The 20,057-nt window shown below is 65.7% G+C and carries 23 protein-coding genes; 9 read left to right on the top strand and 14 right to left on the bottom strand.

Translation table 11 applies throughout. From position 1 onward, the window contains the following. Positions 1 to 53 precede the first annotated feature (53 nt). Positions 54 to 980 carry a carbohydrate ABC transporter permease gene (locus AB4Y91_RS02895; RefSeq protein WP_441417040.1) on the bottom strand — a complete coding sequence of 309 codons (927 nt, stop codon included), beginning with the start codon at positions 978 to 980 and terminating at the stop codon, positions 54 to 56. Further along, complete coding sequence (locus tag AB4Y91_RS02900; RefSeq protein ID WP_441417041.1) at positions 977 to 1,927, bottom strand: carbohydrate ABC transporter permease; 951 nt, start codon at positions 1,925 to 1,927, stop codon at positions 977 to 979. The genes AB4Y91_RS02895 and AB4Y91_RS02900 overlap by 4 nt, the downstream gene beginning before the upstream one ends. A gap of 234 nt (positions 1,928 to 2,161) precedes the next feature. On the opposite strand from AB4Y91_RS02900, the gene AB4Y91_RS02905 reads away from it, so the two are divergent. The 8 genes from AB4Y91_RS02905 to AB4Y91_RS02940 all read left to right on the top strand — a co-directional run bounded on the left by AB4Y91_RS02905 (position 2,162) and on the right by AB4Y91_RS02940 (position 7,463). Next, complete coding sequence (locus AB4Y91_RS02905; protein ID WP_441417042.1) at positions 2,162 to 3,163, top strand: P1 family peptidase; 1,002 nt, start codon at positions 2,162 to 2,164, stop codon at positions 3,161 to 3,163. 181 nt (positions 3,164 to 3,344) lie between these two features. Continuing rightward, entirely contained in the window at positions 3,345 to 3,566 is a 222-nt protein-coding gene (infA, locus tag AB4Y91_RS02910) for a translation initiation factor IF-1 (protein WP_009358723.1), read from the top strand. Positions 3,567 to 3,635: 69 nt separating this feature from the next. Next, entirely contained in the window at positions 3,636 to 3,749 is a 114-nt protein-coding gene (rpmJ, locus tag AB4Y91_RS02915) for a 50S ribosomal protein L36 (RefSeq protein WP_009358722.1), read from the top strand. Positions 3,750 to 3,933: 184 nt separating this feature from the next. Further along, entirely contained in the window at positions 3,934 to 4,308 is a 375-nt protein-coding gene (rpsM, locus tag AB4Y91_RS02920; protein ID WP_024366110.1) for a 30S ribosomal protein S13, read from the top strand. 52 nt (positions 4,309 to 4,360) lie between these two features. Continuing rightward, the gene (gene rpsK, locus AB4Y91_RS02925; RefSeq protein WP_018773682.1) at positions 4,361 to 4,762 is read left to right on the top strand and encodes a 30S ribosomal protein S11; all 402 of its coding nucleotides are present in this window, start codon (positions 4,361 to 4,363) and stop codon (positions 4,760 to 4,762) included. 126 nt (positions 4,763 to 4,888) lie between these two features. Next, positions 4,889 to 5,899 (top strand): DNA-directed RNA polymerase subunit alpha, encoded by a 1,011-nt coding sequence (locus AB4Y91_RS02930; RefSeq protein WP_024366109.1) that lies wholly within the window; start codon positions 4,889 to 4,891, stop codon positions 5,897 to 5,899. Between the two features lie 75 nt (positions 5,900 to 5,974). After that, positions 5,975 to 6,541 carry a 50S ribosomal protein L17 gene (gene rplQ / locus AB4Y91_RS02935; protein WP_441417043.1) on the top strand — a complete coding sequence of 189 codons (567 nt, stop codon included), beginning with the start codon at positions 5,975 to 5,977 and terminating at the stop codon, positions 6,539 to 6,541. 31 nt (positions 6,542 to 6,572) lie between these two features. Further along, positions 6,573 to 7,463 (top strand): tRNA pseudouridine synthase A, encoded by an 891-nt coding sequence (locus AB4Y91_RS02940; RefSeq protein ID WP_441417044.1) that lies wholly within the window; start codon positions 6,573 to 6,575, stop codon positions 7,461 to 7,463. Positions 7,464 to 7,584: 121 nt separating this feature from the next. On the opposite strand, the gene AB4Y91_RS02945 is transcribed toward AB4Y91_RS02940, so the two are convergent. Then, positions 7,585 to 9,273: a sensor histidine kinase gene (locus AB4Y91_RS02945; RefSeq protein WP_441417045.1), complete on the bottom strand. Its 1,689-nt coding sequence runs from the start codon at positions 9,271 to 9,273 to the stop codon at positions 7,585 to 7,587. A 247-nt stretch (positions 9,274 to 9,520) separates the two neighbouring features. Here AB4Y91_RS02945 and AB4Y91_RS02950 point away from each other — a divergent pair, with 247 nt between their 5' ends. Further along, the gene (locus AB4Y91_RS02950) at positions 9,521 to 10,303 is read left to right on the top strand and encodes a response regulator transcription factor (RefSeq protein WP_441417046.1); all 783 of its coding nucleotides are present in this window, start codon (positions 9,521 to 9,523) and stop codon (positions 10,301 to 10,303) included. On the opposite strand, the gene AB4Y91_RS02955 is transcribed toward AB4Y91_RS02950, so the two are convergent. The 11 genes from AB4Y91_RS02955 to AB4Y91_RS03005 all read right to left on the bottom strand — a co-directional run bounded on the left by AB4Y91_RS02955 (position 10,300) and on the right by AB4Y91_RS03005 (position 20,052). Continuing rightward, positions 10,300 to 10,758, bottom strand: a complete 459-nt coding sequence (locus AB4Y91_RS02955) for an Hpt domain-containing protein (RefSeq protein WP_441417047.1) — start codon at positions 10,756 to 10,758, stop codon at positions 10,300 to 10,302. The genes AB4Y91_RS02950 and AB4Y91_RS02955 overlap by 4 nt on opposite strands. A 142-nt stretch (positions 10,759 to 10,900) precedes the next feature. Further along, complete coding sequence (locus AB4Y91_RS02960) at positions 10,901 to 11,782, bottom strand: type II secretion system F family protein (RefSeq protein ID WP_441417048.1); 882 nt, start codon at positions 11,780 to 11,782, stop codon at positions 10,901 to 10,903. A 7-nt stretch (positions 11,783 to 11,789) separates the two neighbouring features. After that, positions 11,790 to 12,722: a type II secretion system F family protein gene (locus AB4Y91_RS02965; protein WP_441417049.1), complete on the bottom strand. Its 933-nt coding sequence runs from the start codon at positions 12,720 to 12,722 to the stop codon at positions 11,790 to 11,792. A gap of 7 nt (positions 12,723 to 12,729) precedes the next feature. After that, complete coding sequence (locus AB4Y91_RS02970) at positions 12,730 to 14,019, bottom strand: CpaF family protein (RefSeq protein ID WP_441417837.1); 1,290 nt, start codon at positions 14,017 to 14,019, stop codon at positions 12,730 to 12,732. A 225-nt stretch (positions 14,020 to 14,244) separates the two neighbouring features. After that, the gene (locus tag AB4Y91_RS02975; RefSeq protein ID WP_441417050.1) at positions 14,245 to 15,438 is read right to left on the bottom strand and encodes an AAA family ATPase; all 1,194 of its coding nucleotides are present in this window, start codon (positions 15,436 to 15,438) and stop codon (positions 14,245 to 14,247) included. Beyond that, the gene (gene cpaB / locus AB4Y91_RS02980; protein WP_441417051.1) at positions 15,435 to 16,211 is read right to left on the bottom strand and encodes a Flp pilus assembly protein CpaB; all 777 of its coding nucleotides are present in this window, start codon (positions 16,209 to 16,211) and stop codon (positions 15,435 to 15,437) included. Before cpaB ends, AB4Y91_RS02975 begins: the two co-directional genes overlap by 4 nt. A gap of 2 nt (positions 16,212 to 16,213) precedes the next feature. After that, the gene (locus AB4Y91_RS02985) at positions 16,214 to 17,191 is read right to left on the bottom strand and encodes a pilus assembly protein TadG-related protein (RefSeq protein WP_441417052.1); all 978 of its coding nucleotides are present in this window, start codon (positions 17,189 to 17,191) and stop codon (positions 16,214 to 16,216) included. Beyond that, entirely contained in the window at positions 17,179 to 17,595 is a 417-nt protein-coding gene (locus AB4Y91_RS02990; protein WP_441417053.1) for a TadE/TadG family type IV pilus assembly protein, read from the bottom strand. Before AB4Y91_RS02990 ends, AB4Y91_RS02985 begins: the two co-directional genes overlap by 13 nt. Positions 17,596 to 17,693: 98 nt before the next feature. Further along, complete coding sequence (locus tag AB4Y91_RS02995) at positions 17,694 to 17,942, bottom strand: Flp family type IVb pilin (RefSeq protein WP_441417054.1); 249 nt, start codon at positions 17,940 to 17,942, stop codon at positions 17,694 to 17,696. 275 nt (positions 17,943 to 18,217) lie between these two features. Beyond that, complete coding sequence (locus AB4Y91_RS03000) at positions 18,218 to 19,099, bottom strand: type II secretion system F family protein (protein ID WP_441417055.1); 882 nt, start codon at positions 19,097 to 19,099, stop codon at positions 18,218 to 18,220. Positions 19,100 to 19,113: 14 nt separating this feature from the next. Further along, entirely contained in the window at positions 19,114 to 20,052 is a 939-nt protein-coding gene (locus tag AB4Y91_RS03005) for a type II secretion system F family protein (RefSeq protein ID WP_441417056.1), read from the bottom strand. Positions 20,053 to 20,057: the final 5 nt, after the last annotated feature.

Genomic DNA, 20,057 nt, shown 5'->3' on the forward strand with positions numbered 1-20,057 from the left:
TCCTCTCAAAAGTGTTGACTTGTTGTGATGGTGGGGTGCATTCGGAGGCGGCGTCACCCGGTGACGCTGCCCTGGGTGAGGCCGGCCACGATGTAGCGTTGCAGCGCCGCAAAGACCAGCAGGATCGGAACAATCACCAGGACCGCGCCGGCCATCAGGATGCCCCAGCCGGAGCCGTTGCCTTCAGAGTTCTGCAACAGGGTCAGGCCCACGGGCAGCGTCATGGTTTCCGGCCGGTCGGTGATGATGAGCGGCCAGATGTAGTCGTTCCATTCGCTCACGACGGTGACCAGGGCGACGGTGGCGATTGACGGGCCGGAGACCGGGACGACGACCTGCCACAGCCGGCGCCAGTGCCCCGCACCGTCGATCTCGGCAGCTTCCAGGATGGAGCCGGGCAGCGTCATGAAGTGCTGGCGGAGCAGGAAGGTGCCGAAGGCGGTGCCCAGCCCGGGCAGGATGATGCCCCAGAGGGTGTTCTTGCCACCCAGGCCCGCGATCAGGATGTAGTTGGGCAGGATGGACACCTGCGGCGGCACCATCAGCGCGACCAGGATGAGGATGAAGATGACGTTCTTGAACGGAAAGCGGACAAAGACCAGGGCGTAGGCCGTCAGGATGGCCAGGATCACCTTCACAGTGGCGCCCACCGTGGTGACGATCAGGCTGTTCAGGAAGAACCTGGCGAAGGGCACCGTCGTCATCGCTACGTGGTAGTTGTCCAGGTTCACGCTTTCCGGCAGGATCATCAGGTCCGTCGTGACGATCTCGCCCGGCTGCTTGAAGGAGCTCAGCACCATCCAGAGCAGCGGCAGCACCACCACGAGGGTGGCGAGGATGAGCGGGACGTAGCCGGCGGCGATTGTCTGGACCAGGTTTGCGCGGGAAAACGGTCGCTGCCGTTGCGGTGGAACCTCGGGGCCGGCGGCGGGTCCGGCGTTGGCAGCGGGATCGGGGTTCACGGGAGAGAGTGTGCTCACGAGTAGTGCACCTTCCGTTCTACGAACCGCACCTGCAGCACGGTGATGATCAGGAGGATGGCGAAGAGCACCACGGAAATGGACGCCGAGTAGCCGGCCCGGTTGAAGGCCCCGAAGGCCTGCAGGTACGCCTCGTAGATCAGGGTGGACGTCCCGTTGCCGAGCGGGGTCATGATCCGGATCAGGTCGAAAGCCTGCAGCGAACTGAGCATCGTGGTGATCAGCAGGAAGAACGTGGTGGGGGAGAGCAGCGGGACCGACATGCTGACGAAGCGGCGGAACCCGTTGGCGCCGTCCAGCGACGCCGCTTCCATGACGTCCTGGGGCAGCGACTGGAGGCCGGCGAGGTAGACGACGGCGCAGTAGCCGAGGTTCTTCCAGATGTAGACCGTGATCACCATGACCAGGGAGAGCTGCGGATCGTTGATCCATTGCGGGCTCTGCTGGCCGATCCCGCGCAGCAGCCAGGACAGCACCCCGTAGCCGGGGTCGAAGATGAACAGCCAGACCAGTCCGACGCCGACCCCGCTGAGCACGTAGGGGGCGAAAACGGCGGACCGGGCGAAGGTGGTGCCGCGGACCTTGGAGTTCAAGGCGAGGGCCACCAGCAGTCCGAGGACCATGGACCCGCCGACCGTTATGACGGTGAAGATGGCCGTGGTGCCCAGCACCTTGGGGGCGTCAGCGCTGGTGAAGAAGTTGATGTAGTTGTCGAAGCCGACGACCGTGGCGGAGGCGGAGCCCAGCGTCCAGTCCAGCGTGGAGTAGTAGATGTTGTTGATGAGCGGGAGGTAGGTGAACACCGCTATCAGTGCCAGGTTCGGCAGGGCCAGCGCCAGGAACACGATGAAGTCCCTGCGCGTCCGGGCAGACCAGCGTCCCCGGCGCTGGTCCCGCGTGACGGTCCCGGCGGTAGCCACGGGACTGTCCGTCAATTGTCTAGTCATAGGGCGTCTCTAACGGATCCGGGCCTGCCGAGGGCAGGCAGTTGGGCGGGGGATCAAGAACACTTCACCACACGCTGGGTGGGCGGAACCCCGCACAAGGCCTCGTCAGAGCTTTGTTATGTCAGGCTTCCTTGCCCGTTTACCTATTGTTGGTTGCAGTATTCCACAACGTTCGTTTGCGGGCGGGGAGATCGCGGCGCCTGGTTTCCCGGCGGCGGGGCGCACAATGGAGCCATGACGGCGATTACGGATGTGCCCGGAATCCGCGTGGGCCATGCCGCCCGGACCGGGGAGGGCTGGCAGAGCGGTGTCACGGTGGTCCTGCCGCCCCCGGGGACGGCAGGCTCGGTGGACGTCAGGGGCGGCGGTCCCGGTACGCACGAGACCGACGCGCTCGACCCCACCACGCTGAGCACCGCCGTCGACGCCGTGGTCCTGACCGGGGGCAGCGCCTTCGGGCTGGCGGCTGCCCACGGCGCCCAGCGCTGGTGTGAGGAGCAGGGGAGGGGCTTCCCCGTGCCCGGCGGCGTGGTGCCGATTGTCCCCGCGGCGGCCATCTTCGACCTGGGCCGCGGCGGCGACTTCGCCGCCCGCCCGGACGAGGCCATGGGCTATGCCGCCGCCGCCGATGCCGCCGCACACCAGGAGGGGCACGACGTCGAACGAGGCAACGTGGGAGCCGGCACCGGCGCAGCTATCGGCCGGGGCCAATTCAAGGGCGGAGTAGGCACGGCCTCGATCACCCTGGAAAACGGCGTCGTCGTCGGGGCGCTTGCTGTAGTCAACGCGCTGGGACTCCCATTTGTGGTGCCTACGGGAAATCCCGAACCCTCCGCGCGCTCGGTCGTTCCTCCCTTAGACGCGCGCTTCCGGGTTCCCGATTCCACGTCGGCGAATGCCGCGCCGCCCCTCAACACAACCCTCGTCGTCGTCGCGACCAACGCCGTATTGGACAAGGCCGAGTGCAAGCGGACAGCATCGGCAGCCCACGCCGGCCTCGCCCGGGCGCTGAATCCAAGCCATACGCTGGCCGACGGCGACACGGTGTTCGCGCTCTCCACTGGCGCCGTCGCGCTGGACCGCAGTACCGACGCCGCACGGCAGTTGAGCCTGATAAACCTGCAGAGCGCGGCAGCCGACGTCGTCCGGCTGGCCATCCTGGACGGGATCGCCGCGGCGGCGGAGGTGGAGACCCCGGCGGGGCGCTTTCGTGCATACGGGGACGGAGTGCGCTAGCATGGCTGGATTTAACATTCGGCCCGCAATGCCGTAGTGTTGACTGTTGGTTGTCTGCCCTGTTGTGCCCTTTTGTGGCCTGGTGGCAGCAGGCAAGCTAGCAAAACAAGCAATTAAAATCGTCCGCAGTGATCGTCGGTGCAAGCCGGAGGGGCTGTGGCAACAACAGTTAGCGGAGGGTATGGCCAAGAAGGACGGGGTCATTGAGATCGAGGGCGTTGTGACCGAGGCGCTGCCTAACGCGATGTTTCGCGTTGAGCTCACCAACAAGCACATCGTTCTGGCACACATCTCTGGAAAGATGCGCCAGCACTACATCAGGATTCTCCCTGAGGACCGGGTAGTGGTGGAGCTGAGCCCGTACGACCTGACACGTGGTCGTATCGTCTACCGCTACAAGTAAACACTGGCCGGCCAGGGCATTAGCCAAAGGCCGGTCCAGCTGACCAACTGCAACACGCAAAGGAACGCCATGAAGGTCAAGCCGAGCGTCAAGCAGATCTGCGAAAAGTGCAAAGTGATCCGCCGTAATGGCCGGGTCATGGTGATCTGCGAGAACCCGCGCCACAAGCAGCGCCAGGGCTAATTTCCTTCACCGGAAACCCTGGGTTGCTAACCCACGCAAGTAAATAAAAAGGCAGCACAAGCTGATCTGGGACACTGAGCAATAACGAGTCCGGACAGCTAACCCCCGGTCGGAGGCTGGGGCCGTACGGACTGTACGGGTGTACTGCCTACGACCTCCGGTTTATTCAAGGAGCACTGCCACTATGGCTCGTCTCGCTGGCGTAGACATTCCCCGCGAAAAGCGGTTGGAAATTGCGCTTACTTACATCTACGGCGTGGGCAAGACCCGTGCACACGAAACCCTGGCTGCCACCGGCATCAGCGCGGACGTTCGGGTCAAGGACCTGTCCGACGCCGAGCTCGTCCAGCTGCGTGATTACATTGAAGGCAACTACAAGGTTGAGGGTGACCTTCGCCGCGAAGTAGCAGCAGATATCCGCCGCAAGGTTGAAATCGGCAGCTACGAAGGTATTCGCCACCGTAAGGGCCTGCCAGTGCGCGGACAGCGTACGAAGACGAACGCGCGCACCCGCAAGGGCCCGAAGCGCACCGTCGCAGGCAAGAAGAAGACCCGCTAGATCCCTCGGGATTAGCTCGTCTTCCCCCCGATAACTTTCTGTAGGAGAAATAATGCCCCCGAAGACTCGTGGCGCGGTTCGCAAGCCGCGTAAGAAGGACAAGAAGAATATCGCGCTGGGCCAGGCGCACATCAAGAGCACCTTTAACAACACCATCGTTTCCATCACGGATCCGAACGGTGCTGTCATCTCCTGGGCTTCGTCCGGTGAGGTTGGCTTCAAGGGCTCACGTAAGTCCACCCCGTTCGCAGCCCAGATGGCCGCCGAAGCCGCCGCAAAGCGCGCTCAGGAGCACGGCATGCGCAAGGTTGACGTATTCGTCAAGGGACCGGGATCCGGACGCGAGACCGCAATCCGTTCACTGCAGGCCGCTGGCCTCGAGGTTGGATCCATCCAGGATGTAACCCCCAGCGCGCACAACGGCTGCCGCCCGCCGAAGCGCCGCCGCGTCTAAGTCTTAGCCGGAGCTTGCCCGGACCCTCGCCGGTCCGGGCAAGCCCAGCCGCGTTAAGTCTTCAGACCGATCTTTCCACCACCTGTGTTGCGTCATATAGCGGATGCTCGCCGAAAGGAAACCTAAGTGCTCATTGCACAGCGCCCCACCCTCTCCGAAGAGGTCGTCTCCGATAACCGCTCCCGTTTCATCATTGAACCGCTGGAGCCGGGCTTCGGTTACACCCTCGGAAACTCCCTCCGCCGTACCCTGCTCTCCTCCATCCCCGGTGCCTCTGTAACGAGCATCCGGATCGATGGCGTGCTGCACGAGTTCACCACGGTTCCGGGTGTCAAGGAAGATGTCACCGAGATCATCCTGAACATCAAGAACCTGTCGGTCTCCTCCGAGCACGACGAGCCGGTTGTTGCTTACCTGCGCAAGCAGGGCCCGGGAGTCGTCACCGCCGCGGACATCGCTCCTCCGGCCGGCGTCGAATTCCACAACCCGGATCTGCACATTGCCACGCTGAACTCGAAGGGCAAGTTCGAACTCGAACTGACCATCGAGCGCGGCCGCGGCTACGTTTCGGCAGCTCAGAACAAGTCCGGCGACTCCGAGATCGGCCGCATCCCGGTCGACTCGATCTACTCGCCGGTCCTGAAGGTTACTTTCCGCGTGGAAGCTACCCGTGTTGAGCAGCGCACTGACTTCGACAAGCTGATTGTCGACGTTGAGACCAAGCAGGCCATCGCCCCGCGCGATGCGGTTGCTTCGGCCGGTACCACCCTGGTGGAACTGTTCGGTCTGGCCCGCGAGCTGAACACCGCAGCTGAAGGTATCGAGATTGGCCCGTCGCCGACGGATGCTGCCCTGGCAGCAGACATGGCTCTGCCGATCGAGGATCTGGACCTCACCGTCCGTTCCTACAACTGCCTCAAGCGTGAGGGCATCCACACCGTGGGTGAACTCGTTGCCCGCTCCGAGGCTGACCTGATGGACATCCGTAACTTCGGTGCGAAGTCCATTGATGAGGTCAAGGCGAAGCTCGTTGAACTGGGTCTGTCCCTCAAGGACTCCCCTCCCGGTTTCGACCTCGCAGCCCGCGCCGCAGCCATCGAAGAGGACGACGCCGCTTTCAGCGACGACGAGCTCTAAAACAGATCTTGGCCAGCAGGCTGGACGCACCGCAGCGTGCGCAGCCCGCCGGCTTCCATATGAGGAGAAACTATAATGCCTACCCCCGCTAAGGGTCCGCGCCTCGGAGGCGGAGCGGCTCACGAGCGTCTTATGCTCGCGAACCTGTCCGCCGCACTGTTCGAGCACAAGCGGATCACCACCACGGTGACCAAGGCCAAGCGCCTGAAGCCGTACGCCGAGCGCCTGGTGACTTTCGCCAAGCGCGGTGACCTCGCTTCCCGCCGTCGTGTACTCGGCCTGATCAGCAACAAGGGCATCGTCCACGAGCTGTTCACCGACATTGCACAGGCAGTGGAGAACCGCGACGGCGGCTACACCCGTATCACCAAGATCGGCAACCGCAAGGGCGACAACGCTCCCATGGCTGTCATCGAACTGGTTCTCGAGCCGGTTTCCGCCAAGCAGGCCGTGGTAGCCGAGGCTACTTCCGCTGCGAAGCGCGATGCCGACAAGAAGGACGCTGACAAGGCTGAAGCCGCTCCGGTCGCCGAGACTGAAGCTGCCGAGACCGAAGAGGCTCCCGAAGCTGAGGTCGCCGAGACCGAAGAGGCTCCGGCCGCCGAGGAAGCTGCTGCAGAGTCCGAGAAGGACGCGAAGTAATTCGCTAGAACCTTCTTATAGACTTAAGTCTATGAACGAGCTCAAACCCGCTGCCCCCGTTATGGGGGGCGGCGGGTTTTTGCGTATCCGGCTGGATCTTTCGTACGACGGCGGCCCGTTCAGCGGCTGGGCCCTGCAGCCCGGCCGCCGTACCGTGCAGGGCGTCCTGGAAGAGGCCCTCGCCCTGCTGATCCGCCGGCCGGTCCGCGTCACCGTCGCCGGTCGCACCGACGCCGGCGTGCACGCGCGCGGACAGGTGGTGCACGTGGACCTGAGTGAAGCGGAATGGCAGGGGCTGAACCGCGGGGCCGAACTCGACCCTGCTGCGGCCCTGCTCCGGCGGCTGCGCGGCGCGCTGAGCCGCGGGCTGGGCGAGCTCAGCGGCGCGATCGAAGTGCACCGGGTTGCCCTGGCGCCGGAAGGCTTCGATGCCCGGTTCTCCGCGCTGTGGCGGCGCTACAGCTACCGGATCGCGGACGGGGCGGCCCTGTGGGATCCGCTCGGCCGGTACTCGACGCTCTGGCACAAGGAGCAGCTGGACACCGCGTTGCTGAACGAAGGCGCCTCCCAGCTGCTGGGGCTGCAGGACTTCCGTTCCTACTGCAAGCCCCGCGAAGGCGCCACGACCATCCGGGAACTGCAGCGTTTCGAGTTCACCCGGGGCGCTGACGGCGTCATCGTCGCCACGGTCCAGGCTGACGCCTTCTGCCACAACATGGTCCGTTCGCTCGTGGGATCGGCGCTCTACGTCGGAGCCGGCGTCGAGCAGCCCGGGTGGCTCTACGAGCGGCTGATCGCCCGCCAGCGGGATGCCCGGTCCGTCCTTGCCGCCCCGCACCCGCTGGTCCTTGAAGAGGTGGCGTACCCCTCCGCTAGCGGGCTGCTGGCACGGGCCGAGCTGACGCGCGCCCTTCGCAAATAGCCCGCGGCCGAGTTTCCCCGTCTTTGACGGCACCAAAGCCGGCAAGGACGGCGGGTCGGCGCAACACGCCGGGCCACGGCGCCGAAGTTGGGGAGTTCCGACCGGCGACTGACCCGAGGGACTAGAAAGCGGCAGGGTGGCCGTCTGCCGGCAGGTCCACGGTAAAGGTGCTCCCGCAGCCGGGGAGGGTGCTGCAGGTGATGGAGCCACCGTGGCCCTCCACGATCGCCTTGGTGATGGACAAGCCCAGCCCGGCCCCGGGGATTGCGCCGTCCCGTACGGCCGGACTCCGGAAGAAGCGGGTGAAGACCCTTTCGGCGTCGGCAGCGGTCATGCCGATGCCGCTGTCCTCCACCTGCAGCAGCACACGGCCGTCGTCGGCCCAGGCCGAGACAGTCACCGCGCCGCCATCCGGCGAGTATTTGATGGCATTGGAGACCAGGTTGTCCAGCGCCTGGCTGATCCGCAGCGGGTCCACATTCGCCCACAGCGGCGCCGGCACGTGCATCGCCAGGGACACCCGCGAGGACTGGGCATGCGCCTGGGCCGAGCCGAGGCTCGCCTCCACCAGGCCGGCCAGGTCGGTTTTCCTTGGGTGGACCTGAACCGCTGAGCTGGCGGACATCAGCAGGTCGGAGACGAGCGCCAGCAGCCGCTCGGCGTTGCGCTGCGCCACCTCGATCCGGCGCAGCACCGGCAGGGGCAGTTCATCGCCCAGGACCAGGTCCAGGTTGCCGATGATCGACGTCAGCGGTGTCCGGAACTCGTGCGAGACGGTCGCGACCACGTCTTCCTTGGCAGCAAGGGCATTGACCAGCCCGGTGACCTCGTTGTACACGACGACGGCGCCGCCGAAGCCGCCGTCGTCGTTTTTCAGCGGCCTCGCCCCGGTGGACACAACCCGGCTGCCCGGCGCTTCCCCGAAACAGACAAGGTGGTCCGCGAAGGACTCGCCCTCCAGCGCCCGGCGGAGCGGGCGCCGGGCAGGCGGGAGCAGCGTGGTCTGGTCCCGCCCGGTTAGCAGCAGTTGGTCTTCCCAGCCCGGATCCGCGGGCCCGGCAGGCCCGGGAATCGCCGCGGCCGCCTCGAGCCGTGCCTGCCAGCTGTTGGTGAGCAGTCGGCGGCCGTTCGCGCCGATCGCGACGATGCCGACGTCGACCGTGTCCAGGATGGTATTCAGCAGCCGTTCACGCTCCCGGCTTTCCGCGAGGAGGGCCTGCAACTCCGCCTCCTTGGCTTCGACCTTGCGCTGCTGGCGCCACAGCTGCGCCCTGGCGAACTGCATGGCCAGGGCGACTGCCAGGGTCATCAGTGCCAGGAGCACGACGGTGGCGCCGCGCCCCGGGCTGTCCCCGGCGCCGGCGGCAAAATACCAGGGCAGACCTGCCAGCAGCGGCCCCAGGAAGCTGACGGCCGCGATGACGGCGGGGGAGAGCTGCGAGGCGGCGATCCAGACGACGGGAAGCACTGACAGCACTCCGAGGCCCGGTAGTTCCTCGGCGGCCGCCACCCGGCTGAGTCCGATCGCGGCGAGGTCCAGGACCGGAATCGCCAGGGGCGCCAGCGGCCCGAACCGTTGCCACGGCACGAGGAGGCAGGCCAGGAGAAGTGCGGCATGAAGGGCGAGGGAGATCTGGCCCCAGCCGTTGGCCAAGTGGAGGCTCCAAGCGGCCGGCGCGGCCGTCAGGCCGGCGCCGAACAACAGGGTGAGTGGTAGCTGGCTGAGCAGCACACGGGCGCGCGGGTGCAGGGCGCCCAGGCGGCGGTCCACGCCCGCGCCACGAAACAGCCGCTGTTCACCCAATGACAAGCGCCCCTTCCTCGCAACTGGAGTTTACATTGCTGTCACACCTACTTGACACTAAACATATTATTGTTGCCCGTGTTACTGCGCCGGAGACCGAAATTGGGGCCCTTGGTAGGTATGGTGGCAGGACATGTGTAGGCCGTGTCCCTTGGGCACGGCGTGGGCATCGGGGCATGAGGCCCGGATTTACAGCGGCGGCGTATGCACGGTCATCGCCGGCCGGCAGAGCAGCATCGGATGTGAGGGTGGCATGACTGACCTTGGGGTGGCCGTCGTTGTTGAGGACGATGCGGATGTGCGCAACCTCGTGGAGGCAGTGCTCCGGCAGGCCGGCTATGAGGTGCATTCAGCGGCCGGGGGCCGGGAGGGCGTCGAGGTTGTCCGGCGCCGGGAGGCCAGCGTCGTAACACTGGACGTGGGTCTTCCCGACATTGACGGCTATGAGGTGCTGCGCCGGATCCGCCAGTTCAGTGACGCCTACATCGTCATGCTGACCGCACGGACGGACGAGCTCGACACGCTGACTGCGCTCCACACCGGCGCCGACGATTTCCTGACCAAACCGTTCCGGCCCCGAGAGCTACGGGCCCGGGTGGCCGCGATGATGCGCCGGCCCCGGCATGACGGCCAGGGCGCGTTGACTGCGGCGTCGGCACGGCCGGCCGGCGACGCTGCCGTGCCGGACAATGTTTTGCGCCACAACGGGCTGGCACTGAATCCCGACATGCGCTCGGTGACGGTCGAGGGCGAACCGCTCGCCCTGACCCGCAGTGAGTTCGACCTCCTGCATGCGCTCCTCCGCGGCGCCGGCGCGGTGAAGTCCAAGACCGAGCTGGTCCGTGTGGTGCGGGGAGAGTATTACCGCGCCGACGCCTACATCAGCGAGTCCGATGAACGGGCCGTTGAGGTCCACATCGGCAACCTGCGCCGGAAGCTCCGGGAGGATTCGGTGCAACCGCGCTGGCTTCAGACGGTGCGCGGAGTGGGCTACCGGCTGGCGCCTGAGCGCTCCCAGTACGCTGAACGTTCCTAGCGCTCCCAGAGGATGTAGCTGAACTGCAGCTCGTCCACGGTTTCGCTGCCGCGGGCGGCGACATCGTCCAGCAGGGAAGCGGCCCTTCCGAGGTCCCCGCCCCGGATCGATTCCTCGAGTTCGCCGGCGAGTTCGGCCAGGCGCAGGCCGCCGACCATCGACGAGGACGTCTTGAGGCTCAGCACGGCGTCCAGCGCGGCTGCCTGGTCTCGGCGTTCCAGGGCCCCGGCCAGCGAGTCATAGCGCTGGTCCCACATCTCTGCGTAGTCCCGGGCGAAGCCCTTGGCGACGGCGGCGCTGTTCAGCTGCTCGCCCAGGTCCTGGAGGGCCGCGGGGTCCACGAGCGGGGCCGCGCCGGAGGACGGCGCCGTCAGTCCGGCCCCGCCTGCGGGGGCATCGGCGGCGAGCAAGGACCCCGCGTTTGCGTCGTCGGGGCAGGCAGCTAAGAGAGACATGGCTCTACGGTACTAGCTGTCCGGACCGGCGCCGGAGGCGGCGGAGTATCCTGCGGAAACCTTGCGGCTATCCTTGTCCGGCACTTTTATGGGCCAACTAGCGGCGTCCGTGCAGGCCGTTCGCCGCAAACTTATGGGCCGATTAGTGTCCACTGAAGGTCTCTATGGCATTGATCACGGCGGGCCCCAGGATGGCGATAAAGAGCACCGGAAAGATGAAGAACAGCAGGGGGAACAGGATGGTGACCGGCAGCTTCATGGCCTTCTCCTCGGCTCGCTGGCGCCGCTTGACGCGCATCACCTTGGCCTGGATTCGGAGCACGCGGCTGATGGCAATGCCGTAGGTGTCGGCCTGCACCACGGCCTGGACAAAGCTGCGCAGCTCGGGGATGTTGGTTCGTGCCGCCAGCGCCTGGTACGACTCGCGCCGGCTGCGTCCCACCTGCATATCCTGCAGGGTTCGGACCAGTTCCTCGGCGAGCGGTCCCTTGCCGTTTTCACCGGCCCGCGCCATGGCCCCCTCGAATCCCAATCCGGCCTCGACCGAGATCAGCATCTGGTCCAGCGTGTTGGCCAGTTCCAGCTGCATGATCTTCTGGCGTTCCTGGCCCTTGCTGTAGAGCAGCAGGTCCGGGATGAAGTAGCCCAGGAGCATCACGAACAAGCCCACCAGCTTCAGGAGCGGGGCCGGCGTGCCGGCGAGCCAGAGACCCAGGAGGGCGCCCAGCAGTCCCAGCAGCGGTTTGGCGGCCAGAACCCGACCCAGCGGGAGCGAGGCGGGACGTCCGGCCAAGGACAGCAGCCGGTCGAGTTTCCGGACATAGGCGGGAGGCGTCAGGCGGTGGCCGATCCGCTCGAGCAGGGCCGTCTCCTTGGGCCCGGCGGACTCGGCGGGTCCGGTGCCCAGGGAAAGCATCTCCCGGATGGCGCGTTGGGATTTCCGGTCGACGGAGAGGACGGACCACGTCAGGTACGCCGAGGGGAGGCTGACCAGCAGGAGGGAGCACAGGATCAGGGGGTTCATCCGGGCCTCAGAACTTCAGGTCGATGATCTTGCGCATCCACAGACCACCGATCGTCATCAGGATCACGGAGGCCGCCATCATGGCCCAGCCCAGCGGGTTGGTGAACATCACGTTCATGTAGCCGGGGTTGACCAGCATCAGCATGACCACGATGCCGATGGGCATGGCCATCAGGATGTAGGCGGAGAACTTGCCTTCGGCCGCGAGGGACTTGATGTGGCCCTTGATCTCGCTGCGCTCGCGGATGGTCTCGTTCACCTGGTCCAGCACTTCGGCGAGGTTGCCGCCCACCTCGCGGTTGATCTGGATGGCCTGGGCGATCCAGACGAAGTCCTCGTTGCGCATCCGTTCGGCGGTGTCGCTGAGCGAGGCCAGCAGGTCGCGGCCGAGGGACGTTTCGGTGATGACGCGGCGCATTTCCTCCGCGGTGGGGCTCTGCGATTCGCTCCCGGCGGCGTCGATGGCGCGCAGGATGCTGTGCCCGGCCCGCAGGCCGCCGGAAAGCAGTTGCAGGGTGTCGCCCAGCTGGTCGTCGAACTTGGCACGACGCTTTCCGGCCAGGACCGTGAGGGCCAGGTGACCGGCCACCGGGGCGAGCAGGACCAGCAGAAGGGCAAGCAGGACGCCGCCGACGACGAAGCCGGCCAGGGCCCCCACAAAGGCGCCGACCGCCAGCAGCACGTAGAAGTCGCCCTGGCCCATGCGCAGTCCCGCTTGTTCCAAAGCCTCCCGGTTGAAGAGCCGGACCTTCCGTTGTGCGAAGAAGCCGTCCGCCAGGTTGACCGCGGATCCCGCGAACCGGCTGAGCGAGGAGTCCGGTGCGGCCTGGACCGGCCGCCGTCGGTCAAGTGGAACGCGGGCGGTCCCCGGCAAGAGGACCGCGACGGCGAGCAGGAGGAGGGCGGTGGCCAGGAAGGCGGCGCCGATAGTCAGTGTCATGGCCGGCTCACGCCTTGCCGGCCGGTGCCAGCGGCGCCGCGAAGACGTTGGGGGAAACGTAGATGCCCATGTCCTCGAAGCGGTCGATGAATCGGGGCCGGATCCCGGTGGCCACCGGTTTGCCGAGGAACCTCCCGTGGGCGTCCACCCCGGCCGAGTAGTCGAAGATGAAGGCATCCTGGAGGGTGACAATGTCCCCCTCCATGCCCTGCACCTCGGTCACGTGGGTGATCCGGCGGGTTCCGTCCCGCAGACGGGAGATCTGCACGATCAAGTTCACCGCCGAAGCAATCTGTTCCCGGATGGCGCGCAGCGGAAGATCCATTCCGGCCATCAGCACCAGGGTCTCGAGCCGGGCAACGGCGTCGCGCGGCGAGTTCGAGTGGACGGTCGAGAGGGAGCCGTCGTGGCCGGTGTTCATGGCCTGGAGCATGTCGAGGGACTCGCCGCCGCGGACCTCGCCCACCACGATCCGGTCCGGCCGCATGCGCAGGGAGTTGCGCAGCAGGTCGCGGATGGTGACCTCGCCCTTGCCTTCGGTGTTCGGCGGCCGGCTTTCAAGCCGCACCACGTGCTCCTGCTGGATCTGGAGTTCCACCGCGTCTTCGATGGTGACAATGCGCTCGTCGTGCGGCAGGAAGGAGGAGAGGACGTTCAGCAGGGTGGTTTTGCCGGTGCCGGTGCCGCCGGAGACGATGATGTTTAGCTTGGCCCGGACACAGGCGTTCAGCAGTTCGGCCATTTCCGGTGTCAGCGTGCCGAAATCGATCAGGTTGCGCACGGTGAGCGGGACCTTGCTGAACTTTCGGATGGTCAGCGAGGAGCCGCCGACTGCCAGCGGGGGGATGACGGCGTTGACGCGGGAGCCGTCCTCGAGCCGGGCGTCCACGAGCGGGGATGACTCGTCGATCCGGCGGCCCACCTTGGAGACGATGCGTTCGATCACCTTGCGCAGGTGGTCCTCCGAGCTGAAGCGCGACTCGGTCAGGGTGAGCTGGCCTTTTCGTTCCACGTAGATCTGGTCCATCCGGTTGACCATGATCTCGGTAACCGCGGGGTCATCCAGCAGCCGCTGGAGCGGACCGTACCCCAGCACGTCGTCCGCGACGTCGCGGACCAGCCGGGTGCGCTCCTCGGTGGACAGCGGCACCTGTTCGGCGTCGATGATGCGGGTCAATTCGTCGCGCGCGGTGGCACGCAGCTCTTCTTCCTTGACCGCCGAATCGTTGAAGCGGGTGCCCATCCGCTCAAACAGGGCGGTGGCTGCCCGCTCTTTGAGCGCGGCAAAGGCATCCACCGGTTGCTGCCCCTTGGCGCGGGCCGTGTCGGGGTGTTCTGCGAACGACGGCGCGGCCGCCGCGGCGAGGCGCGACGGCTCGGAGCGCGCTGCTTCGAGGTGGGGGGAGAGCCGGGGTGGCCGGGCCGACGGGGCGGTCGCCGTCGTTAGCGGGGCCGACGACGGCGGTGCCGGCTGCGTTTGGGGGCCGGCTTCCGCTGCGGAGAGACGTTCGGAGAGTTTCACTTAGACCACCACCCGTCGGTGCAGTTTCTTCTGCGCTGTGGCCCGCCAGGCCGGATCAAAGCGCGTCACCAGCTGCCGCAGGCCCTTCACTGCGGGATCCTTGCGGCCGTCCTGCAGGACCGGGATCCCGCGGTTGGTGGAGTACGCCACCGCCTGGGAGCGCGGAATGCTCACGTCCACTGGCGCGCCGATAGTGGCCTCGACGTCCTGGACGCTGAGCCCGGATTTGGAGTCCGCCATGTTCAGGACCACATGGCGGGTTTCCGGAAGCAGGTCGAGCCGGCGGAGGATTTCCAGCCCCGAACGGAGGCCGCGGATGCTGGGCACGTCCATGGCGCTGACCCAGACGACGTCGGTGCACTGTTCCATGGCGGCCAGGCCCACCTCGGGCAGGCCGGGGGCGGTGTCCACGACGACGTACTGGAACTGCTCCGCGAGTTGTTCGATCAGCCGGCTGACCTGCTGGGGCGTGATGTCGTCCGCTTCCACCGGGGTCCGGGGCGCGCAGAGGGCGTAGATGCTGCTGGGGTGCACGGTGAGGAACGCCTTGAGGACCAGCGAGTCCTGGCTGGCCGACGCCGAGACGGCGTCGGTGACGGTGTGTTCCGGATTCAGGTACAGGCCGGAGGCCACGTCGCCGAACTGCAGGTCCAGGTCCACGATGACGACGCCCATCGGTGCAACCTGGCCCAGACCGATGGCGATGTTCGTGGCAATGGTCGTCTTGCCGACTCCTCCCTTTGGGGAGAAGACTCCGATCACCAGGCCTTTGGGATTGTTATCCGGCTGCTGGACGGCGGTGGCCCGGGTCCGGCTGGCGTAGGACTGGCAGGCCCGCTCCAGGAGCACCCGGATCTGGGCCGGGTCAGATGCGGGGCTGAGGATGTCGCGGATCCCGGCACGCATCGCCAGCAGCACAAACTCCGGTTCGGGCTCGCCCACCAGGATCACGCTTAACTCTGGCAGCTGCACGTCGAACACCGTGGCGAGCCGCAGGGCGTCCTCAATCGGAACGTCGGGTCCGAGGATCAGCACCTCGGGACGCTCCTGGTTGAGGTTGGCGAAAAGTTCACCGGGATTGGCGGGATTGATGAAGGCAAAGGTCTGGACGCCGCCGGGCAACCCGCCCGCGACCGCCTGGCGGACGCGCGCATCGAAGTCGGCGTTGGGAGTGATGAGGACGAAGCGGCTCACTTGTAGACCTCCGGTCGGGTAATAATTCCGGGGCGGCCGCTGTCCTTTGCGTCGAGCGGTTCCCGGCTCAGCCAGATGCTCGCCACGTCCGTAAAGTTCGAGGCGTAGACAATCTTCGTGGCGGCCACGTCGTTGACGGCAACGGTCACAATCATCGAGCCGACGGGGAGCGAGGTGTCCTCGGCGGGAGCGGCGGAGCCGCTCGCCGAGGGCTGCGGAGTGGGGGTGGTAACGGGTGCGCGCTGCACCGCCGTCACGAGGGCCTTGTGGACGGTCAGTTGCGTGGTTTGCTGGTCAGGCTTTCCCTCGATGCCGCCCTCCTTGAGGTTGATGAAGATACCCACATGGTCCCCGGCCGTGATGCGACCGCCGACGACGCGCTGGGGTTCAAGCTGGAAAGACACCTCCTGCAGCCCCTTTGGAACTTCCACGGATCCGCTCGTCTTCAGCTCCTCCGGCTCGACCAGCCGCTCGGCGACGAGCTGCTCACCCGGCAACAGGTCGACGGCGGTGACCTTGCCGGCCAAGCCGTCAAGATTCTTCAGCGCAGTCTTGGACACGGCTTTGCCGGGGAGTTCCTGGGCGGTGACGAAGGCTGTTAGCTGCGCTACCGGGGTGCCGGCGGGGATGGCCGTTTGCACCACCATGACGCTGACGGGGTTGAGGTTCTGGACTGCACGGGTATCGGCGCCCTGTGCATAGCTGACGACGAGGACGGCGCCGACGATGGCCAGCACGACTGCGGCCAGTCCTGCCAATAGGCGTGACTTCATTACTAGGGGGCTCCAATGGTGAGGCGGACGACTGACGCGCCGTAATCGGCTGTACTTCCGAGTTCGAGGGCTTGTGACAGGGACACGAACTTCACGAAGTATCCGCGGATGGACTTGTTGGCCAGCCCGCTGGAATTCCAGGTGTCACTCGAAAAGCGGTAGCCGGTGACGTGAAAGGCTGCGAAACCCTTGATGTAGTACTTGCCGCCTGACCCGGTGCCCGTGGCCACGGCGTAGAGCGGTAGGAGAACGGTCTGATCGTTCAAAGCGCTGATGTCCCCGGGCGTACAGACCGAGGGTCTGGAGGCGCCGGTGTCGCTGCTGAACCAGATGCCCGGATCATTCGAGGCGCCGGCGCTGATCACAACGCTGCACGCAGAATCGGCCGCATTGGGGTCCGTGATCCATCCAAAACCTCCGGGGATCCCTGCGCATCCGCCCGCACTCATATTGAGGACCTGCACGAAGGAGGGGTCGGGGGAGAATTTGCACTCGGCGATGGCCAAAGGGACGATGACGGTGCCCTTGGACGGCGTCCCCCACTGAACATTCGAAGTTGTCGCGACCTCAGAGTTCGAAAAGCCCAGTGCGCGGGCAAAAAGGTCGGGTACGGAGTTGAGGGCGCCCCCACTGTCCTTGGCGCTCGTGGTGACCGTGGCTTTGCGGTTCGCCTTATCCAAGACGATGCTCTTGACATTGCTCTGACCGTCAACGGCGTTCGCATTGGCAAGCGTCCTGGCGAGAATCACTGGCGAAGTCATGGTGTCCGAGCAGTCCACATCATTCGGATTCTTGGCACATTTCTGGCCCAGCATGAGGGCCACCGCATCGGCCCCGTTCTGCAATTGGCCACGCTCGGAATAGAGTCGAGCAACGTCGATGGAGATGGCCGCGAACCCAAGTAGAACCAGCATAAGGAGGGCGACCATGACAGCGATCCCGCCACGTTCCGTGTCGCCCGAAACTGCTATCCGCCGCATTGCATCGTACCTACGCCCTTCATCGCAAATGGTCCGGCAATTCCGGTCATAGTGGACAGGGTGTAGTTGATTGTCACGGTAACTTGGACATTCGCGGCGCAGGCCGTTGGCGCGGGCGTCGAGGCGGGTGTCGTCTGATATGTCAAGACAATCTTGTCGTTTGTCAGACTCGGCTGTAGGACGCTCGCGGCGCTCACAGCAGCGGCTTTGGCGGTCGTCGCGGCTGCTGGCGCCGCGTAGTTGACGGCCATCACTCTTGCGCCTTCACGGGCAGCGTTGGAGAGCGAAATCTGCACGTTGTAGGCGCGGCCGAACTCCATGATCCCCAGCAGCATCATGACCAGGACCGGGGCCAGCAGGGCGAACTCCACCGCGACGGCGCCCCGTTCGCTTGTCTTGGACATGGGGGACCGCCTTCCTGGCTGGGTACATCCGGAGATGGCAGTGTGGCGGCGGCTAAAGCCGCCGCCACACGTATCGCGCTATGCGCGGTGAATGCGTTCTATTTCGGCGTGCACTTGGCGGCGGTTCCTGCAGCCCCGTCGACGCCGGCCACGGCGGGAGAGAAGCTGCCGTTGCTGACCGAGCACTGCACCTGGGTGAAGGTGTCCTTCAAGGTGCCTCCGAGCAGCGTAACGGCGACGATGATGACAACGGCGATGAGGGAGACCATGATGCCGTATTCGACGGCGGTCGCGCCGCGCTGGTCGCGGCGAAGGCGGGTTGCGATGTTGGAGAGGTAGGAACGCATTGGTGACTCCTGAGCGAGTTGGGCGGCTGGCCCTGCACCAGCACTGAGAGGAACTTAGCAAGCGCCGACACGCCGTCAATCGGAGTTTGGAACATCCTGTGCCAAGACTTCCCAAACTGCCCTATTCCTGTACTTTCCCTGCGCGGATCCTGCGCTGGGGGCTGCGGAACTGGCCGTAGGCCCTGGGAGTGGGCCCCGGGCACAAAGGAGGACCCCCTTGGCTCTGGGTACCAAGGGGGTCCGGTCTATGGGCGGCCCTGACGCGGGCCGCGTGGCTATTTGTTGGCAAAAACCTCCATGATGCTCATAACCGTGGGGCCCAGCACCACGATGAACAACGTGGGGAGGATCGAGAAGATCAACGGAAAGAGCATCTTGACGGGCATCTTCATGGCGTGTTCCTCCGCCCGCTGGCGGCGCTTCACGCGCATGTCCTTCGCCTGGGCGTTCAATACCTGCGCGATGGCGATGCCGTAAGCGTCCGCTTGGACCACGGCCCGGACAAAGGACCGCAGGTCCGGCACATCCACGCGCTGGGACATGGCCAGGTACGCGTCCTTTCGGGACCGGCCGACCTGGATATCCTGCAGGGTCCTGATCAGTTCCTCGGCGAGCGGCCCTTTGCCGTTTTGGCCAGCCCGGGCCATGGCGGTTTCGAAGCCGAGCCCGGCCTGGACCGAGATGAGCATCTGGTCCAGCGCGTCAGGCAGCTCCAGTTTGATTGCTTCGCGGCGCTTCTGGGCGTGGTTCCGGAGCAGAATGTCCGGGACGAAGTAAGCCAGCGCGGTCATGCCCACCATCAGGAGGACCGTGGTCGCCGTGGGGCTCCCGGCAACCATGAAGATTCCCGTCATGGCTCCCGCGAGGGCCAGCAGGGGCTTGACCATAAGGACGCGTCCCAGGGGCCAGTCCTTGGGCCGGCCGGCACCGGCGAGCTGCTTGTCCAGCCACGCCGTGTAGCCCTTCGGCGTGCCCTTCCGGCTTAGTGCCGCGAATTGGCCGGTGGCCGAGAGCGCGGATCCGTTGCTCTGCGGACCCCGCCCGAGGTTGGCTTGCACGTTGCGAAGGCCGGCCCGGTCTCCGGTGAAGGCAAGCCAGGTCATGATCGAGAGCGGTGCGACGACCCCCAGGATCGCTGCGTAGGCAATTGTTTGCACGGTTCTCTCCCTTCTCAGAACTTCGGCTTGACGAGTCGGCTGAGCCAGAAGCCGCCCACAGTCAGCAGGACTATGGCAGCGACGATCATCAGGAACCCCGGAAAAGTGGTCAGGAAGACCTTGGAGTACAGAGGGTTGAAGAGTGTCAGCCCGATGAACATCACCACCGGGAGTGACATCAGGACTATGGCGGACATCCGGCCCTCCGCGCTGAGGGCCCTGACCTGGCCCCGGATCTGGTTGCGGTCCCGGATGGTCTCGCCCACGTGGTCCAGGACCTGGGCGAGGTCGCCGCCGACTTCGCGGTGGATATCGATGGCCCTGGTGATCGAGGCAAAGTCCTCGTTGTCGGTCCGCCTGGCGACCTCCGCGAGGGATTCGCCAAGGTCCCTTCCGATGCGTGTCTCGTTCACCACCCGATTGAGCTCCTCCTTCATTGGCGCCTCGTTCTCCTCCGCGGCGGCGTCCACCGAGCGGAGCAGGCTGTGGCCGGCCCGGAGGCCGCCCGCGAGCATCTGCAGTGCGTCCGGCACCTGCTCGTCGAACTTCTTGCGCCGCCGCGAGACCAGGACGTTGAGAAACAAGAGCAGGACCACTGGTGTCAGCAGCGTCAACAAAACGGCCAGGACCGGTCCGCCGAGGAGGAAGCCAAGGACCGCGGCCACGAAAGTGAAGGCACAGCCCATCAGCACGTAGTCGCCGGGTTGTTTCTTCAGACCGGCGTTCTCGAGTTTCGTGCGGCTGAGCAGTCCCGAGTCACGGCTCCGCAGGCCCCTGTTGAGGGTGTGCACGGCTTGATCGGTGAGCCTGCTGAGGTTTGACGAGTGGACGGCCGCCTCGTCGGGCCGGCGCCGGGACAGCGGCACCGCGTTTGACTTGAAGAGGACGGCAACAATCGTCGCCAAGGCTGCGTACGCCAGGACGAGGCCGGCTACAAAGACAAGGGGAGACATATCCT

Source organism: Arthrobacter sp. YAF16 (assembly GCF_052113385.1).
In the GTDB taxonomy this organism is placed as follows: Bacteria; Actinomycetota; Actinomycetes; order Actinomycetales; family Micrococcaceae; genus Arthrobacter.

Excerpts from the sequence above, each read along its gene's own strand:
- AB4Y91_RS02900 (WP_441417041.1), bottom strand. The coding sequence starts at position 1,927 with ATGACTAGACAATTGACGGACAGTCCCGTGGCTACCGCCGGGACCGTC.
- AB4Y91_RS02905 (WP_441417042.1), top strand. The coding sequence starts at position 2,162 with ATGACGGCGATTACGGATGTGCCCGGAATCCGCGTGGGCCATGCCGCC.
- infA (WP_009358723.1), top strand. The coding sequence starts at position 3,345 with ATGGCCAAGAAGGACGGGGTCATTGAGATCGAGGGCGTTGTGACCGAG.
- rpmJ (WP_009358722.1), top strand. The coding sequence starts at position 3,636 with ATGAAGGTCAAGCCGAGCGTCAAGCAGATCTGCGAAAAGTGCAAAGTG.
- rpsM (WP_024366110.1), top strand. The coding sequence starts at position 3,934 with ATGGCTCGTCTCGCTGGCGTAGACATTCCCCGCGAAAAGCGGTTGGAA.
- rpsK (WP_018773682.1), top strand. The coding sequence starts at position 4,361 with ATGCCCCCGAAGACTCGTGGCGCGGTTCGCAAGCCGCGTAAGAAGGAC.
- rplQ (WP_441417043.1), top strand. The coding sequence starts at position 5,975 with ATGCCTACCCCCGCTAAGGGTCCGCGCCTCGGAGGCGGAGCGGCTCAC.
- AB4Y91_RS02940 (WP_441417044.1), top strand. The coding sequence starts at position 6,573 with ATGAACGAGCTCAAACCCGCTGCCCCCGTTATGGGGGGCGGCGGGTTT.
- AB4Y91_RS02950 (WP_441417046.1), top strand. The coding sequence starts at position 9,521 with ATGACTGACCTTGGGGTGGCCGTCGTTGTTGAGGACGATGCGGATGTG.
- AB4Y91_RS02955 (WP_441417047.1), bottom strand. The coding sequence starts at position 10,758 with ATGTCTCTCTTAGCTGCCTGCCCCGACGACGCAAACGCGGGGTCCTTG.
- AB4Y91_RS02960 (WP_441417048.1), bottom strand. The coding sequence starts at position 11,782 with ATGAACCCCCTGATCCTGTGCTCCCTCCTGCTGGTCAGCCTCCCCTCG.
- AB4Y91_RS02965 (WP_441417049.1), bottom strand. The coding sequence starts at position 12,722 with ATGACACTGACTATCGGCGCCGCCTTCCTGGCCACCGCCCTCCTCCTG.
- cpaB (WP_441417051.1), bottom strand. The coding sequence starts at position 16,211 with ATGAAGTCACGCCTATTGGCAGGACTGGCCGCAGTCGTGCTGGCCATC.
- AB4Y91_RS02985 (WP_441417052.1), bottom strand. The coding sequence starts at position 17,191 with ATGCGGCGGATAGCAGTTTCGGGCGACACGGAACGTGGCGGGATCGCT.
- AB4Y91_RS02990 (WP_441417053.1), bottom strand. The coding sequence starts at position 17,595 with ATGTCCAAGACAAGCGAACGGGGCGCCGTCGCGGTGGAGTTCGCCCTG.
- AB4Y91_RS02995 (WP_441417054.1), bottom strand. The coding sequence starts at position 17,942 with ATGCGTTCCTACCTCTCCAACATCGCAACCCGCCTTCGCCGCGACCAG.
- AB4Y91_RS03005 (WP_441417056.1), bottom strand. The coding sequence starts at position 20,052 with ATGTCTCCCCTTGTCTTTGTAGCCGGCCTCGTCCTGGCGTACGCAGCC.